Annotated in this window: 11 protein-coding genes; 10 read left to right on the forward strand and 1 reads right to left on the reverse strand. The window is 58.9% G+C overall.

Features of this window, described 5'->3' with window-relative positions:
• Positions 1 to 216: 216 nt before the first annotated feature.
• From AC0ZWN_RS15025 to AC0ZWN_RS15040, 4 genes are all read left to right on the forward strand, one after another.
• Positions 217 to 1,914 carry a glutamine--tRNA ligase/YqeY domain fusion protein gene (locus AC0ZWN_RS15025; protein ID WP_320413179.1) on the forward strand — a complete coding sequence of 566 codons (1,698 nt, stop codon included), beginning with the start codon at positions 217 to 219 and terminating at the stop codon, positions 1,912 to 1,914.
• A 21-nt stretch (positions 1,915 to 1,935) separates the two neighbouring features.
• A complete protein-coding gene (gene cysS, locus AC0ZWN_RS15030) occupies positions 1,936 to 3,318 on the forward strand; it encodes a cysteine--tRNA ligase (protein WP_476335584.1) in 1,383 nt (460 codons plus the stop codon).
• A gap of 384 nt (positions 3,319 to 3,702) precedes the next feature.
• Positions 3,703 to 4,920 carry an MFS transporter gene (locus AC0ZWN_RS15035; protein WP_476335586.1) on the forward strand — a complete coding sequence of 406 codons (1,218 nt, stop codon included), beginning with the start codon at positions 3,703 to 3,705 and terminating at the stop codon, positions 4,918 to 4,920.
• 237 nt (positions 4,921 to 5,157) lie between these two features.
• Positions 5,158 to 6,300 (forward strand): IS481 family transposase, encoded by a 1,143-nt coding sequence (locus AC0ZWN_RS15040; RefSeq protein WP_099758035.1) that lies wholly within the window; start codon positions 5,158 to 5,160, stop codon positions 6,298 to 6,300.
• A gap of 87 nt (positions 6,301 to 6,387) precedes the next feature.
• On the opposite strand, the gene AC0ZWN_RS15045 is transcribed toward AC0ZWN_RS15040, so the two are convergent.
• Complete coding sequence (locus tag AC0ZWN_RS15045) at positions 6,388 to 8,241, reverse strand: sigma-54-dependent Fis family transcriptional regulator (RefSeq protein ID WP_476335587.1); 1,854 nt, start codon at positions 8,239 to 8,241, stop codon at positions 6,388 to 6,390.
• Between the two features lie 380 nt (positions 8,242 to 8,621).
• On the opposite strand from AC0ZWN_RS15045, the gene AC0ZWN_RS15050 reads away from it, so the two are divergent.
• Genes AC0ZWN_RS15050 through AC0ZWN_RS15075 form a run of 6 tightly spaced genes read left to right on the forward strand, consistent with a single transcriptional unit; the run spans position 8,622 to position 14,571 of the window.
• Positions 8,622 to 9,716 (forward strand): ABC transporter ATP-binding protein, encoded by a 1,095-nt coding sequence (locus AC0ZWN_RS15050; protein ID WP_095048092.1) that lies wholly within the window; start codon positions 8,622 to 8,624, stop codon positions 9,714 to 9,716.
• A complete protein-coding gene (locus AC0ZWN_RS15055; protein WP_108225644.1) occupies positions 9,716 to 10,825 on the forward strand; it encodes an ABC transporter ATP-binding protein in 1,110 nt (369 codons plus the stop codon). The genes AC0ZWN_RS15050 and AC0ZWN_RS15055 overlap by 1 nt, the downstream gene beginning before the upstream one ends.
• A complete protein-coding gene (locus AC0ZWN_RS15060) occupies positions 10,822 to 11,688 on the forward strand; it encodes a carbohydrate ABC transporter permease (RefSeq protein WP_007912484.1) in 867 nt (288 codons plus the stop codon). Before AC0ZWN_RS15055 ends, AC0ZWN_RS15060 begins: the two co-directional genes overlap by 4 nt.
• 9 nt (positions 11,689 to 11,697) lie before the next feature.
• Positions 11,698 to 12,498, forward strand: coding sequence for a carbohydrate ABC transporter permease (locus AC0ZWN_RS15065; RefSeq protein WP_093434233.1), 801 nt, complete (start codon positions 11,698 to 11,700; stop codon positions 12,496 to 12,498).
• Positions 12,499 to 12,508: 10 nt separating this feature from the next.
• On the forward strand, positions 12,509 to 12,781 hold the full coding sequence (locus AC0ZWN_RS15070) for a DUF2160 domain-containing protein (RefSeq protein ID WP_007912485.1): 273 nt from the start codon (positions 12,509 to 12,511) through the stop codon (positions 12,779 to 12,781).
• Between the two features lie 47 nt (positions 12,782 to 12,828).
• Positions 12,829 to 14,571, forward strand: coding sequence for an ABC transporter substrate-binding protein (locus tag AC0ZWN_RS15075; RefSeq protein WP_258708478.1), 1,743 nt, complete (start codon positions 12,829 to 12,831; stop codon positions 14,569 to 14,571).
• Positions 14,572 to 14,634 lie beyond the last annotated feature (63 nt).

The following is a 14,634-nucleotide window of genomic DNA, read 5'->3' on the forward strand; positions in this document are numbered from 1 at the left end:
TGGGACATTTGCGCCCGTTACCGGTTCAGCCCGTGGGCCAAGGTGCGCAGTTTAGCGTGACAGGCGCGAATTTCGAGGCTGTTTTTCAATTCCCGGCGATTAAATGCGCTCCTTTATAGGCCGTGCTCTGTCAGCCCCTTGACAGCATCGGCTATGATAGCGGCTTTGTTTTGTCTGGCCCCCTCTGCGGCCGCGCACATGTAAGTCAAGGATCCTATGAGCAAGCCCACTGTCGACCCTACCTCGAATGCCAAGTCCGGCCCTGCCGTGCCGGTCAATTTCCTGCGGCCGATCATCCAGGCAGACCTGGACTCGGGCAAGCACACCCAGATCGTCACCCGTTTCCCGCCTGAGCCCAACGGCTACCTGCACATCGGCCACGCCAAGTCGATCTGCGTGAACTTCGGCCTGGCCCAGGAGTTCGGCGGCGTCACGCACCTGCGTTTCGACGACACCAACCCGGCCAAGGAAGACCAGGAATACATCGACGCGATCGAAAGCGACGTCAAATGGCTGGGCTTCGAGTGGTCCGGTGAAGTGCGCTACGCCTCGCAGTATTTTGACCAGTTGCACGATTGGGCCGTTGAGCTGATCAAGGCCGGCAAGGCTTATGTCGACGACCTGACCCCAGAGCAGGCCAAGGAATACCGTGGCAGCCTGACCGAGCCGGGCAAGAACAGCCCGTTCCGCGACCGTTCGGTAGAAGAGAACCTCGACTGGTTTGCGCGTATGCGTGCCGGTGAGTTCCCGGACGGCGCCCGCGTGCTGCGCGCGAAGATCGACATGGCCTCGCCGAACATGAACCTGCGCGACCCGATCATGTATCGCATCCGCCACGCGCATCACCACCAGACCGGCGACAAGTGGTGCATCTACCCGAACTACGACTTCACCCACGGTCAGTCGGACGCCATCGAAGGCATCACCCACTCGATCTGCACCCTGGAATTCGAAAGCCATCGTCCGCTGTACGAGTGGTTCCTCGACGCATTGCCAGTGCCGGCGCACCCGCGTCAGTACGAGTTCAGCCGTCTGAACCTCAACTACACCATCACCAGCAAGCGCAAGCTCAAGCAACTGGTCGATGAAAAGCACGTCAACGGCTGGGACGATCCGCGCATGTCCACGCTGTCGGGCTTCCGCCGCCGTGGCTACACGCCGAAATCGATCCGCAACTTCTGCGAAATGATCGGCACCAACCGTTCCGACGGCGTGGTCGACTTCGGCATGCTCGAATTCAGCATCCGTGACGACCTCGACCAGACCGCGCCACGCGCCATGTGCGTACTGCGTCCGCTGAAAGTCGTCATCACCAATTACCCGGAAGGCCAGGTCGAGAACCTCGAACTGCCGCGCCACCCGAAAGAAGACATGGGCGTACGCGCGCTGCCATTCGCCCGGGAAATCTACATCGACCGTGATGACTTCATGGAAGAGCCGCCGAAGGGCTACAAGCGCCTGGAACCGGCCGGTGAAGTGCGTCTGCGCGGCAGCTACGTGATCCGTGCCGACGAAGCGATCAAGGACGCCGATGGCAACATCGTCGAACTGCGTTGCTCGTACGACCCGGAAACCCTCGGCAAGAACCCTGAAGGCCGCAAGGTCAAAGGCGTGATCCACTGGGTGCCGGCCGCGGCCAGCGTCGAGTGCGAAGTGCGTCTGTACGATCGTCTGTTCCGTTCGGCCAACCCTGAGAAGGCTGAAGACAGCGCGAGTTTCCTCGACAACATCAACCCTGATTCGCTGCAGGTACTCACCGGTTGTCGTGCTGAGCCATCGCTTGGCAATGCACAGCCGGAAGACCGTTTCCAGTTCGAGCGCGAAGGCTACTTCGTTGCTGATATGAAGGACTCGAAACCAGGTCAGCCGGTATTCAACCGTACCGTGACCCTGCGTGATTCGTGGGGCCAGTGATTCAGCGTCAAGGGAAATAACGTGCTAACGATCTACAACACGCTCACCAAGAGCAAAGAAGTCTTCAAACCGCTGGATGGCAACAAGGTGCGCATGTACGTCTGCGGGATGACCGTGTACGACTACTGCCACCTTGGCCACGGCCGCAGCATGGTCGCTTTCGACCTGGTGACCCGCTGGTTGCGGTTCAGCGGCTACGACCTGACCTACGTGCGCAACATCACCGACATCGACGACAAGATCATCAACCGCGCCAACGAGAACGGTGAATCGTTCGAAGCGTTGACCGAGCGCATGATCGCCGCGATGCACGAAGACGAAGCGCGCCTGAACATCAAGAAGCCGGACATGGAACCGCGCGCCACGGATCACATTCCGGGCATGCACGCGATGATCCAGACCTTGATCGACAAGGGTTACGCCTACGCGCCGGGCAATGGCGACGTGTACTACCGCGTTGCTAAGTTCATGGGCTACGGCAAGCTGTCGCGCAAGAAAATCGAAGACCTGCGCATCGGCGCGCGCATCGAAGTCGACGAGTCGAAACAGGACCCGCTGGACTTCGTGCTGTGGAAAGCCGCCAAGCCGGGCGAGCCAAGCTGGGAATCGCCGTGGGGCGCCGGGCGTCCGGGCTGGCACATCGAGTGCTCGGTGATGTCCACCTGCTGCCTCGGTGAGACCTTCGACATTCATGGCGGCGGCAGCGACCTCGAGTTCCCGCACCACGAAAACGAAATCGCCCAGAGCGAAGCGGCCACCGGCAAGACCTACGCCAACGCGTGGATGCATTGCGGCATGATCCGCATCAATGGCGAGAAGATGTCCAAGTCCTTGAACAACTTCTTCACCATTCGCGACGTGCTGGAAAAGTATCACCCGGAAGTCGTGCGTTACCTGCTGGTGTCGAGCCACTACCGCAGCGCGATCAACTACTCGGAAGACAACCTCAAGGACGCCAAAGGCGCCCTCGAGCGTTTCTACCACGCGTTGAAAGGTTTGCCGACTGTGGCGCCGGCTGGCGGCGAAGCCTTCGTCGAACGTTTCACCACGGTGATGAACGACGACTTCGGCACGCCGGAAGCTTGCGCGGTGTTGTTTGAGATGGTGCGTGAGATCAACCGTCTGCGTGAGAGCGATCTCGATGCGGCGGCAGGTCTGGCGGCGCGTCTGAAAGAGCTGGCGAGCGTGTTGGGTGTGTTGCAGCTCGAAGCCGATGACTTTTTGCAGGCGGGCGCTGAAGGGCGTGTCGATGCGGCTGAGGTTGATTCGTTGATTGCGGCGCGTCTGGCAGCACGTGCGGGTAAGGATTGGGCTGAGTCGGATCGGATTCGTGATCAGCTCACTGCGATGGGCGTTGTGTTGGAAGACGGCAAGGGTGGGACTACCTGGCGTTTGGCTGACTGATTGCTGTGTTTGGCTTCAAAACAAAACCCGCCTAGTGCGGGTTTTTGTTTGGCGGCGAGAAAGCCCCTCACCCTAACCCTCTCCCAGAGGGAGAGGGGACCGAATGGGGGATGCTCAAGAAATACGCCGACCTGAACGTGCTGCACCGAATCCATAATCGACTGGTTCTTTCAGGTCGATGTACTCGGACCTGGCCGGCCTGCTCTGAATCCATATTCGACTCCTTTTTTCAGGTCGATGGATGACTTGAGACACCTCGGTCAGCCCCCTCTCCCTCTGGGAGAGGGCTGGGGTGAGGGTTGCTTTTGACGTTCGCGTAGGTCTTGATGTCGGCAACGCGCTCAGCCGGATGCTGAGTGGTGACGATCATGTAAGGGAAACACCATGGCCAATCACTACCGCGAACTGCTAACCACCCCCGGCGCCACCGGGCTAGTGCTCGCGAGTTCCATTGCACGCTTGCCTCAGGCAATGATCGGCATCGGCATCATCACCATGCTGGTGCAGCAAACCGGGGTGTACTGGCTGGCCGGCGCAGTCGCCGGTACTTTCACCCTGGCCAATGCGTTGCTCGGCCCGCACATCTCGCGACTGGTCGATCAACATGGCCAGAGTCGCGTACTGCCCATCGTCACCGCGTTCAGCATTGCCATGCTGCTGGCGCTGATCACCGCCGTTCACCTGAGAGCGCCCGCCGCGGTGTTCTTTGTACTGGCAGCCTTGGCGGGGACGATGCCGAGCATGCCATCGATGATCCGCGCGCGATGGTCGCAGTTGTTCCGGGGCAAGCCGCAGTTGCACACGGCGTTCTCGCTGGACACGGTCCTGACCGAACTCGCCTACATCATCGGCCCGCCACTGGCGATCGGTCTGAGCGTGAGCTTTTTCGCCGAAGCCGGGCCGCTGGTTGCGGTCGGGCTGTTGGCCGTCGGGGTGACAGCATTTCTCCTGCAGCGCCAGACTGAACCCAAGGTTGTCGTGGGCCACGCCAGCCATAGTGGCTCGACCTTGCTGATCTCCGGCGTGCGCACCATTGTCCTCGCGTTGTTAGCGATGGGGGTCATTGGCGGAGCAATCGATGTCGCTGTTGTCGCCTTCGCCAATGCGCAAGGCTGGCCGGGGGCGGCGACCTTCATCCTCGCTGCTTATGCGTTCGGCTCACTGGTGGCGGGCCTGACGTTTGGCGCGATGAGGGTTTCCCTGGCGATCGAAAAACAGTTCCTGATCGGAATACTGGTCACGGCGTTCACCGGCGTATTGCCGATTTTTGCAGCGGACGTTTATGTCCTTTCAGCGACGCTGTTTATTGCCGGCATCTCGTTTGCGCCGACGATGGTGGTGGTCATGAAGCTGGGGACGATCATCATCCCGCCGTCGAGGATTACTGAGGGGCTGACGTGGATGACTACCGGTATCAGCATTGGCGTTGCGCTGGGCGGCATGCTGGCGGGGCTGGTCATTGATGGCTGGGGTGCACGGGCCGGGTTCGGCGTGGCGATTGGGGCAGGGATCATGATGGTGGTTGTTGTGTTGGTCGGGTTGCGCACATTGGAGGCGGCGTCGGTTGCGCATGTTGAGCCGGAATTTTCGCCCTCACCCTAGCCCTCTCCCCCAGGAGAGGGGACTGAATGGGGGATGCTCAATAGATACGCCGACCTGGTCGATTTGCACCGAATCCATAATCGCCACGATCTTTCAGGTCGATGTCCAGCGCCAGATACCTCGGTCAGCTCCCTCTACCTCTGGGAGTGTATGTACCGGACACATGGTGGACAGGTGTTCGGAGACATGGTGGACACTTTTTAATAGACACATTGTTCATCGTGAAGGAGATGACCTGTGTCTTGGGAAGAGGTGTCCACCGTGCAGCTTCGTACAGAATTCGTGCTTTTGGCTCAGCAGGAAGGGGCCAATATTCGGCAGCTTTGCCGCCGATTCAATATCAGCCCAAGCACTGCCTACAAATGGCTCAACAGGTTTGAAACCTCAGGTGCAGAGGGATTGATCGATCAGTCTCGACGACCAAAGACATCACCCAAACGTTGCGCTGACGATGTTGAGCAGCAGATTCTGACCGTGAGTCAGGAGTACGCCGCTTGGGGCGCTCGCAAGCTCAAGCGTGTGCTGGAAGACGACGGCAAAGTGATGCCTTCGGTCAGTACCGTGCATGCGGTTTTACAGCGTCATTCGCGCGTTGATCCAAAGGCCGCTGAGATCAAACCGTTTATCCGGTTCGAGCATGAAGCGCCCAACGATCTTTGGCAGATGGACTTCAAGGGACATATCAGCCTGGCTCAGGGGCGTTGCCATCCGTTGACGATATTGGACGATCATTCACGGTTTTCGCTGTGCATCGCGGCATGCATCAATGAGCAGCGCCAAACCGTTCAGGAGCATCTAATCCGGACCTTTCGGCGCTTCGGCCTGCCTTTACGCATGACGATGGACAACGGTTCGCCATGGGGTGATCAGACAGGTGTTTATACAGCACTGGAGGTCTGGCTGATGAGCCAGGGCATCAAGGTCGGCCACTCCCGACCTTATCACCCGCAAACCCAGGGAAAGCTGGAGCGCTTCCACCGCAGCCTGAAAAGGGAAGTCCTGCAAGGCCAGCTCTTCATCGATCTGGACGATGCGCAACGGGCGTTTGATATCTGGCGTGAGATTTACAACCAGAAGCGCCCGCATCAAGCACTGGGCATGCAGGTTCCTGCTACTCGCTACAGCAGCAGCCCACGGGAATATCAGGAGCAACCGGCGGCGCCTGAGTACGATGATGGGGATGTGGTCAGGAAGGTTCAGGTGAAGGGCGAGATCTACTGGGGCAACCGTGAATACACCGTCGGAAAGGCGTTTCACGGGAGGTCAGTGGCTATCAGGGAAACGACGGAGGACGGCATCCACGATGTCTACTGGAGTAGACACCGTATCGCCCGAATCGACTTGAACTTGAAGATCGTGACGGCAGGTAAGAAGATCTAAAACCGTCCACCATGTCTCCGAACATGTGTCCACCATGTCTCCGGTACATACAGGGAGAGGGCTGGGGTGAGGGAAAGGGCGGTTCACTCAACCTTCAATCTGCCGCAACCGCTTGTAAAGCGTATTCCGACTCACCCCCAACCGTCGCGCCAGGTGCGAAATATTCCCCCCGGCCGCTTTCAACTCCCGGTTCAACGCTTCCACATCATTCAAATCAACCCCCAACGGCGCCGCGCTCTCCACCGGCTCCATCTCCAGATCAACAAAAAAATCATCCGGCAAATGCTCCAGCCTCACCGGCTGCTCCTCAGCCATCGCCAACGCCACCTGCATCACACTGCTGACCTGACGCAAATTCCCCGGCCACGGATGACGGCTGAACAGTTCCAGCACCTCTTGGCTCAACCCCGCCCACTGCGTCGGCTCGCGATGCTGTTCCCACAACCGTTTAAACAACGCCTCTTTATCACTGCGCTCGCGCAGCGGCGGCAGTTCCAGCGTCAGTCCACCAATGCGGTAATACAAATCCTCACGAAACCGTCCCAATTGCACTTGTTCGCGTAAGGAGCGGTTAGTCGCCGAAATGATCCGCAAATCCACCGCAAACAACTCGCTGCTGCCCACCGGCTGCACGCAACGCTCCTGCAGCACCCGCAACAACCGCGCCTGCGTCGGCAACGGCATATCGCCAATCTCATCAAGGAACAACGTGCCTTTGTCCGCCTTGCGAATCAGTCCGATGCTGCCTTTCTGATTCGCGCCGGTGAACGCGCCTTTCTCGTAACCGAATAATTCGGATTCCACCAGTTCGGCGGGGATCGCCGCGCAGTTGACGGCGATAAACGCCTGTTTGCTGCGCGAGCTGGCCTGATGCAGAGCTTTGACGAAGACCTCTTTGCCGACACCGGTTTCGCCATGGATCAGCAGCGGAATGTCTTTCTCCAGCAAACGCTCAGCCTGGCGCACAGCTTTCTCCACGCGACTGTCGCCGAAGTGCAGGGTGCTGAGGCTGATAGCGCCCGCGGGTGGTTTTAATGGCACTTCAATGCTTTTCGGTTCGGCAAACACCCGAGGCTGAATTGGCGCCTGTTTCGGCCGCTTCAACAAACATTGAAAACGGTTACGCCCGGACGTCTGCAAGGCAAACGGCAACCCGTCGGGCTGATTGATCAACTCCAGCAGTGACACCTTGAACAGACTTTCAACGCTGACCCGCGACAAGCGCACACCGAGCAGATTGTCGGCGCGACGATTGGCCGACAGCACTTGACCGCTCTCATCAAAGATCAACAACCCGGCCCACTGACTGTCGAGGTTGTTCAACCCGGTGTTGAAGGTCAGTTGAAAATGCTGACCATGGAACAGGTTGAGGATCAGCCGGTTTTCCACGGTCTGGCTCATCATCTTGACCATGCCCAAAGTGTGCGAGGGCGGCAGGTAGCTGTCGCTGGACACATCAAGCACCGCGATCACCTTGCGCTCAGCGTCAAAAATCGGCGCAGCGGAACCGGTCATGAAACGGTTGGCCTTGAGAAAGTGCTCATCGTGTTCGATATGCACCGCTTGTTCGCAGGCCAGCGCCGTGCCGATCGCATTGGTGCCGCTGGTGCGCTCCATCCAGCTCGCCCCAGCCTGAAACCCCCGCGCCAGATTCGGTTCGATAAACCGCTGCGTGCCCCACGAGGTCAGCACCTGACCTTGATTGTCGGCAAGCATGATCAGGCAGTTGGAATTGCTGAGGATGTTTTCGTAATAGGGCAGGACTTCCTGGTGCGTGGTCTGCACCAGTGAATGGTGGCTGTCGAGCAACTGCGCGATGCCGGCGGCGGGCAGTTGATCGAAGGCTGGCGTGCTTTGGTGGTCGAGACCGAACGCGCGGCAACGTTGCCAGGACGTCTGGACGATCGCGTCGTGGGACAGCGGCGGGGCAGGTGCGGCCATGGCAGTGGGCCTCTGATGCAGCGATTTTTATTGTTGTTATGAACCCGATCTTCGAAACCTGCACAGATCCCTGTAGGAGTGAGCCTGCTCGCGATAGCGGTCTATCAGACGGATTTGCATTGACTGACACACCGCTATCGCGAGCCGGCTCACTCCTACAGGGATCTTCCGTGTTTACGAGATCGGGCAAAAAGCGTTCATAGAGTGTTGTTCACTATTGTTCATTGTCAATCGCCCAACTGTTCAAATGTGTTCAGCAGTGAACGCCTGTTCTCCGCGCTTTCAATGATTTTCGCGACAAATCAATCACTTGCTATTTCTGGCACGAAACTCGCTCCCGTGCACAGGTCGCTTGACTCCAATAATAAAAAGGCCGAGCCATGTCACTCACCCTGGAGCACGTCAGCCGTACCGTCGAGGGCCAGATCTGGATCGACGATGCGTGCCTGAAATTCGAACCTGGTTCTTTCAACGTTTTGCTCGGCCGCACGCTGTCCGGCAAAACCAGCCTCATGCGTTTAATGGCCGGTCTGGACAAACCGGACAGCGGCCGCATCCTGATGAACGGCGTCGACGTTACCCAACGTCCGGTGCGTCTGCGCAACGTGTCGATGGTCTATCAGCAGTTCATCAACTACCCGACGATGACCGTGTTCGAAAACATCGCCTCGCCGCTGCGTCAGGCCGGTGTGTCGAAAGAGATCATCCACAGCAAAGTGCAGGAAACCGCGAAGATGCTGCGCATCGAGAAGTTTCTGCAGCGCTACCCGCTGGAACTCTCCGGTGGTCAACAGCAGCGCACCGCCATGGCTCGTGCGCTGGTCAAGGACGCCGAGCTGATCCTCTTCGATGAGCCGCTGGTCAACCTCGACTACAAACTGCGCGAAGAGCTGCGCCAGGAAATGCGCGAGCTGTTCAAGGCGCGCCACACCATCGCGATCTACGCCACCACCGAGCCCAACGAAGCGCTGGCACTCGGCGGCACCACGACCATTCTTCACGAAGGCCGGGTGATTCAGAGCGGCCCGTCGACCTCGGTGTATCACCAACCACAAAGCGTGCTCGCCGCCGAGTTGTTCTCCGAGCCACCGATCAACCTGATGCCCGGGCGCATTGCCGGCAACGAAGTGAGTTTTGCCAACTTCGTACACTTCCCGTTGAACGTTGATCTGCGCCCAGTGGGCGAGGGCGAATTCCGTTTTGGCGTGCGCCCCAGCCACATTTCGCTGGTGCCGAGCAACGATGACGATCTGGAATTGGCGGTCACCGTCGAAGTCGCCGAGATCAGCGGTTCGGAAACCTTCCTGCACGTGCGCAACGAGCATTTCCTGCTGGTGCTGCACCTGCCCGGCGTTCACGAATACGACGTCGATGCGCCGATCCGCATTTACATCCCGACCCACAAACTGTTCGTTTTCGATGCGCAGGGCCGGCTGGTGCAAGCACCGGGCCGGCGTGTCGCGAGGGTTGCCTGATGGCCGAAATCCGTTTGCAACACCTCGCCCACAGCTACAGCAAAACCCCGAGCGGCGCGGAAGATTACGCGATCCGCGAGATGGATCACGTCTGGGAGCAGGGCGGCGCCTATGCATTGCTCGGGCCGTCGGGTTGCGGCAAGTCGACCTTGCTCAACATCATTTCCGGGCTGCTCAGCCCTTCGCAGGGCCACGTGTTGTTCGATGGTAAAGCGGTGAATGACCTGACGCCAGAGAAGCGCAACATCGCTCAGGTTTTCCAGTTTCCGGTGGTTTACGACACCATGACCGTGTTCGATAACCTCGCCTTCCCCCTGCGCAATCAGGGCATGGCCGAGGCGAAAGTGCACAGCAAGGTGCAGGAAATTGCCGAAGTCCTCGACCTGCAAAACCTGCTGAGCAAAAAGGCGCGCAACCTCACCGCCGACGAAAAACAGAAAGTCTCGATGGGCCGTGGTCTGGTCCGCGACGACGTTTCGGCGATCCTCTTCGACGAACCGCTGACGGTGATCGACCCGCACCTGAAGTGGAAACTGCGGCGCAAGCTCAAGCAGATCCACGAGCAGTTCAACATCACCATGGTCTACGTCACCCACGATCAACTGGAAGCATCGACCTTCGCCGACAAGATTGCGGTGATGTACGGCGGCCAGATCGTCCAGTTCGGCACGCCTCGGGAACTGTTCGAGCGGCCGAGCCATACCTTTGTCGGCTATTTCATCGGCAGCCCCGGCATGAACCTGATCGACGTGCAGCCGCAACCCGGCGGCGTCGGTTTCGCCTCGACGCATCTGCCGCTGTCTGACGCGATGCAGCGACATATCGAACACGGCCAGTGGAAAAATCTGAAGGTCGGCATCCGTCCCGAGTTTATTCATGTCTGGGACGAGCCGTTTGATGACGCGATGCAGGCCAGGGTCGTACACGTCGAAGACCTCGGCACCTACAAGATCATGACCCTCGACCTCGACGGCGCGCCGTTGAAAGTGCGCCTGGCCGAAGACAAACCGGTGCCCCAGGGTACGGCGTACATCAGTTTTCCGGCGCAGTGGCTGATGGTCTATGCCGATGAGTTTCTGCTCGAAGCCGACGATGAGGTGCAGCCATGAACAAGGTGCAGAACAACAAGGCCTGGTGGCTGGTATTGCCGGTGTTCCTGCTGGTGGCATTCAGTGCGGTGATCCCGATGATGACCGTGGTCAACTATTCGGTGCAGGACATTTTCGATCAGTCCAGCCGCTACTTCGTCGGCGCCGACTGGTACAAGCAAGTGCTGCTCGATCCGCGTTTGCACGACTCATTGCTGCGCCAGTTCATCTATTCGGCGTGCGTGTTGCTGATTGAAATTCCGCTGGGTATTGCCGTTGCGCTGACGATGCCAACCAAGGGCCGCTGGTCGTCGGTGGTGCTGATCATTCTGGCGATTCCGTTGCTGATCCCATGGAACGTGGTTGGCACCATTTGGCAGATCTTTGGCCGCGCGGATATCGGCCTGCTCGGTTCGAGCCTCAATGCCATGGGCATCAGCTACAACTACGCCGCCAACACCATGGACGCTTGGGTGACGGTGCTGGTGATGGACGTCTGGCACTGGACTTCACTGGTGGCGCTGCTGTGTTTCTCCGGATTGCGCGCGATTCCCGACGTGTATTACCAGGCCGCGCGCATCGACCGTGCCTCGGCCTGGGCGGTGTTCCGGCATATTCAGTTGCCCAAGCTGAAGAGCGTGCTGCTGATCGCAGTGATGCTGCGCTTCATGGACAGTTTCATGATCTACACCGAGCCGTTCGTGCTCACCGGCGGCGGGCCGGGCAACGCCACGACTTTCTTGAGTCAGACGCTGACCCAGATGGCCGTAGGGCAATTCGACCTCGGTCCGGCAGCGGCGTTTTCGCTGGTGTACTTCCTGATCATCCTGTTGGTGTCCTGGCTGTTCTACACCGCCATGACGCACTCCGACGCCAACCGCTGAGGCCCGGCCATGAGCAAGAGAAAGATTATTCCGTTGCTGGTGTACATCCTGTTCCTGCTGGTGCCGATCTACTGGCTGTTGAACATGTCGTTCAAGAGCAACACCGAAATCCTCGGCGGCCTGACGCTTTTCCCACAGGCCTTTACGCTGGCGAACTACAAGGTGATCTTCACCGACCCGAGCTGGTACACCGGTTATCTCAACTCGCTGTATTACGTGAGTTTGAACACGGTGATCTCGCTGAGCGTGGCGTTGCCGGCGGCGTATGCGTTTTCGCGCTACCGTTTTCTCGGCGACAAGCACCTGTTCTTCTGGCTGCTGACCAACCGCATGGCGCCGCCGGCGGTGTTTCTGCTGCCGTTCTTTCAGTTGTATTCGTCGATTGGCCTGTTCGACACGCATATCGCCGTGGCCTTGGCGCACTGCCTGTTTAACGTGCCGCTGGCGGTGTGGATTCTGGAGGGCTTCATGTCCGGCGTGCCGAAGGAAATCGACGAAACCGCCTACATCGACGGCTACAGTTTCCCCAAGTTCTTCGTGAAGATTTTCATCCCGCTGATCGGCTCCGGCATCGGCGTTACGGCGTTTTTTTGCTTCATGTTTTCCTGGGTCGAATTGCTGCTCGCGCGCACGTTGACCTCGGTAAACGCCAAGCCGATTGCGGCGGTGATGACGCGTACGGTGTCCGCTTCGGGTATCGATTGGGGCGTGCTGGCAGCGGCGGGGGTGTTGACCATTCTGCCGGGCATGCTGGTGATCTGGTTTGTTCGCAACCACGTGGCCAAGGGCTTTGCCCTCGGTCGGGTCTGAGGAGCTGATGATGGAATGGATGAGTTGGACCACGCCTACCGCAGCTTTCTTCATCGTCATCGGCCTGATTCTGGTCGGCATGACGACGTGGGAATTGCGCTCGCCGAGCATCCTGCGGCGAGGTTTTTTGCCGATTGCCACCACCCGTGGCGATCGTTTGTTTATCGGTCTTCTCGGCAGCGCCTACCTGCATTTGCTGGTGATCGGCGCCACCGACTGGAGCATCTGGGTAGCGTCCGCGTTGTCCCTGGTGTGGCTGTTGGCTGTGATGCGTTGGGGCTAGTCGAGTCGTTCGGCAACGCGGCTCCACAACTTAAACAGGAGGTCTCTATGTTCGACAAAAACAATAAGCTGCGACATAGCATTTCATTGGCAGCCATGCTGGCACTCAGCGGTTTGAGCGCCGCCGCGTGGGCGGATGCCTACGAAGACGCGGCGAAAAAATGGATCGGCAGTGAATTCAAACCGTCGACCCTGACGGCCGAGCAGCAACTTGAAGAACTGAAGTGGTTCATCAAAGCGGCCGAGCCGTTTCGCGGCATGGACATCAAGGTCGTTTCCGAGACCCTGACCACCCACGAGTACGAGTCGAAAGTGCTGGCCAAGGCGTTCAGCGAAATCACCGGAATCAAACTCACCCACGACCTGCTGCAAGAAGGCGACGTGGTCGAGAAAATGCAGACGGTGATGCAGTCGGACAAGAATATCTATGACGGCTGGGTCAACGACTCGGACTTGATCGGTACGCACTTTCGCTACGGCAAGACCGAATCGATCACCGACCTGATGGCCAACGAGGGCAAGAACTTCACCTCGCCAACCCTCGATATCAAGGATTTTATTGGCATCTCGTTCACCACCGCGCCGGACGGCAAGATCTATCAACTGCCCGACCAGCAATTCGCCAACCTGTACTGGTTCCGTGCCGACTGGTTTGAACGTGCGGATCTGAAAGCCAAGTTCAAGGAAAAGTACGGCTACGAATTGGGCGTGCCGGTGAACTGGTCGGCCTATGAAGACATCGCCAAATTCTTCAGCGAAGACGTCAAGGAGATCGACGGTAAACGCGTTTACGGGCACATGGACTACGGCAAGAAAGACCCGTCGCTGGGCTGGCGCTTCACCGATGCCTGGTTCTCCATGGCCGGTGGCGGCGACAAAGGGTTGCCCAACGGTTTGCCGGTGGACGAGTGGGGGATTCGCGTCGAGGACTGCCACCCGGTCGGCTCCAGCGTGACCCGTGGCGGCGACACCAACGGCCCGGCGGCGGTGTTCGCCACCACCAAGTATGTCGACTGGCTGAAGAAGTACGCGCCACCGGAAGCGGCGGGCATGACCTTCTCCGAATCCGGTCCGGTGCCGTCGCAGGGCAACATTGCGCAGCAAATCTTCTGGTACACCGCGTTCACCGCCGACATGACCAAGCCGGGCCTGCCGGTGGTCAACGCCGACGGCACGCCGAAATGGCGGATGGCGCCGTCGCCACGCGGGCCGTATTGGGAAGAGGGCATGAAGCTTGGTTATCAGGACGTGGGTTCGTGGACGTTCATGAAATCCACGCCTGAGAAACAGAAACTCGCGGCGTGGCTGTATGCGCAGTTTGTGACCTCGAAAACCGTGTCGCTAAAGAAAACCATCGTTGGTTTGACGCCGATTCGCGAGTCGGACATCAACTCGCAAGCGATGACTGACCTGGCGCCGAAACTTGGCGGTCTGGTCGAGTTCTATCGCAGCCCGGCCCGCGTGCAATGGACCCCGACCGGCACCAACGTGCCGGACTATCCGCGTCTGGCGCAACTGTGGTGGAGCCACATCGCCGAAGCGGCGAGCGGCGAGAAGACTCCGCAGCAAGCGCTGGATGGGTTGGCGAAAGATCAGGACGCGATCATGACGCGCCTCGAACGCTCCAAGGCCCAGGCCACTTGCGCGCCGAAGATGAATCCGGAGCGCGATGCTCAGTACTGGTTCGATCAACCGGGCGCACCGAAACCGAAACTGGCGAACGAGAAGCCGAAGGGCGAGACCGTGAGCTACAACGAACTGCTGAAATCGTGGGCGGATGCGCGGAAGTAACAGCTGAAATGTGAAAGGCGAACGGCACTGCAAGGTGCCGTTTTTTTTTGCGCCTGATCTACC

The sequence above is a fragment of the Pseudomonas sp. 3B-A001-10F genome (genome assembly GCF_056313565.1).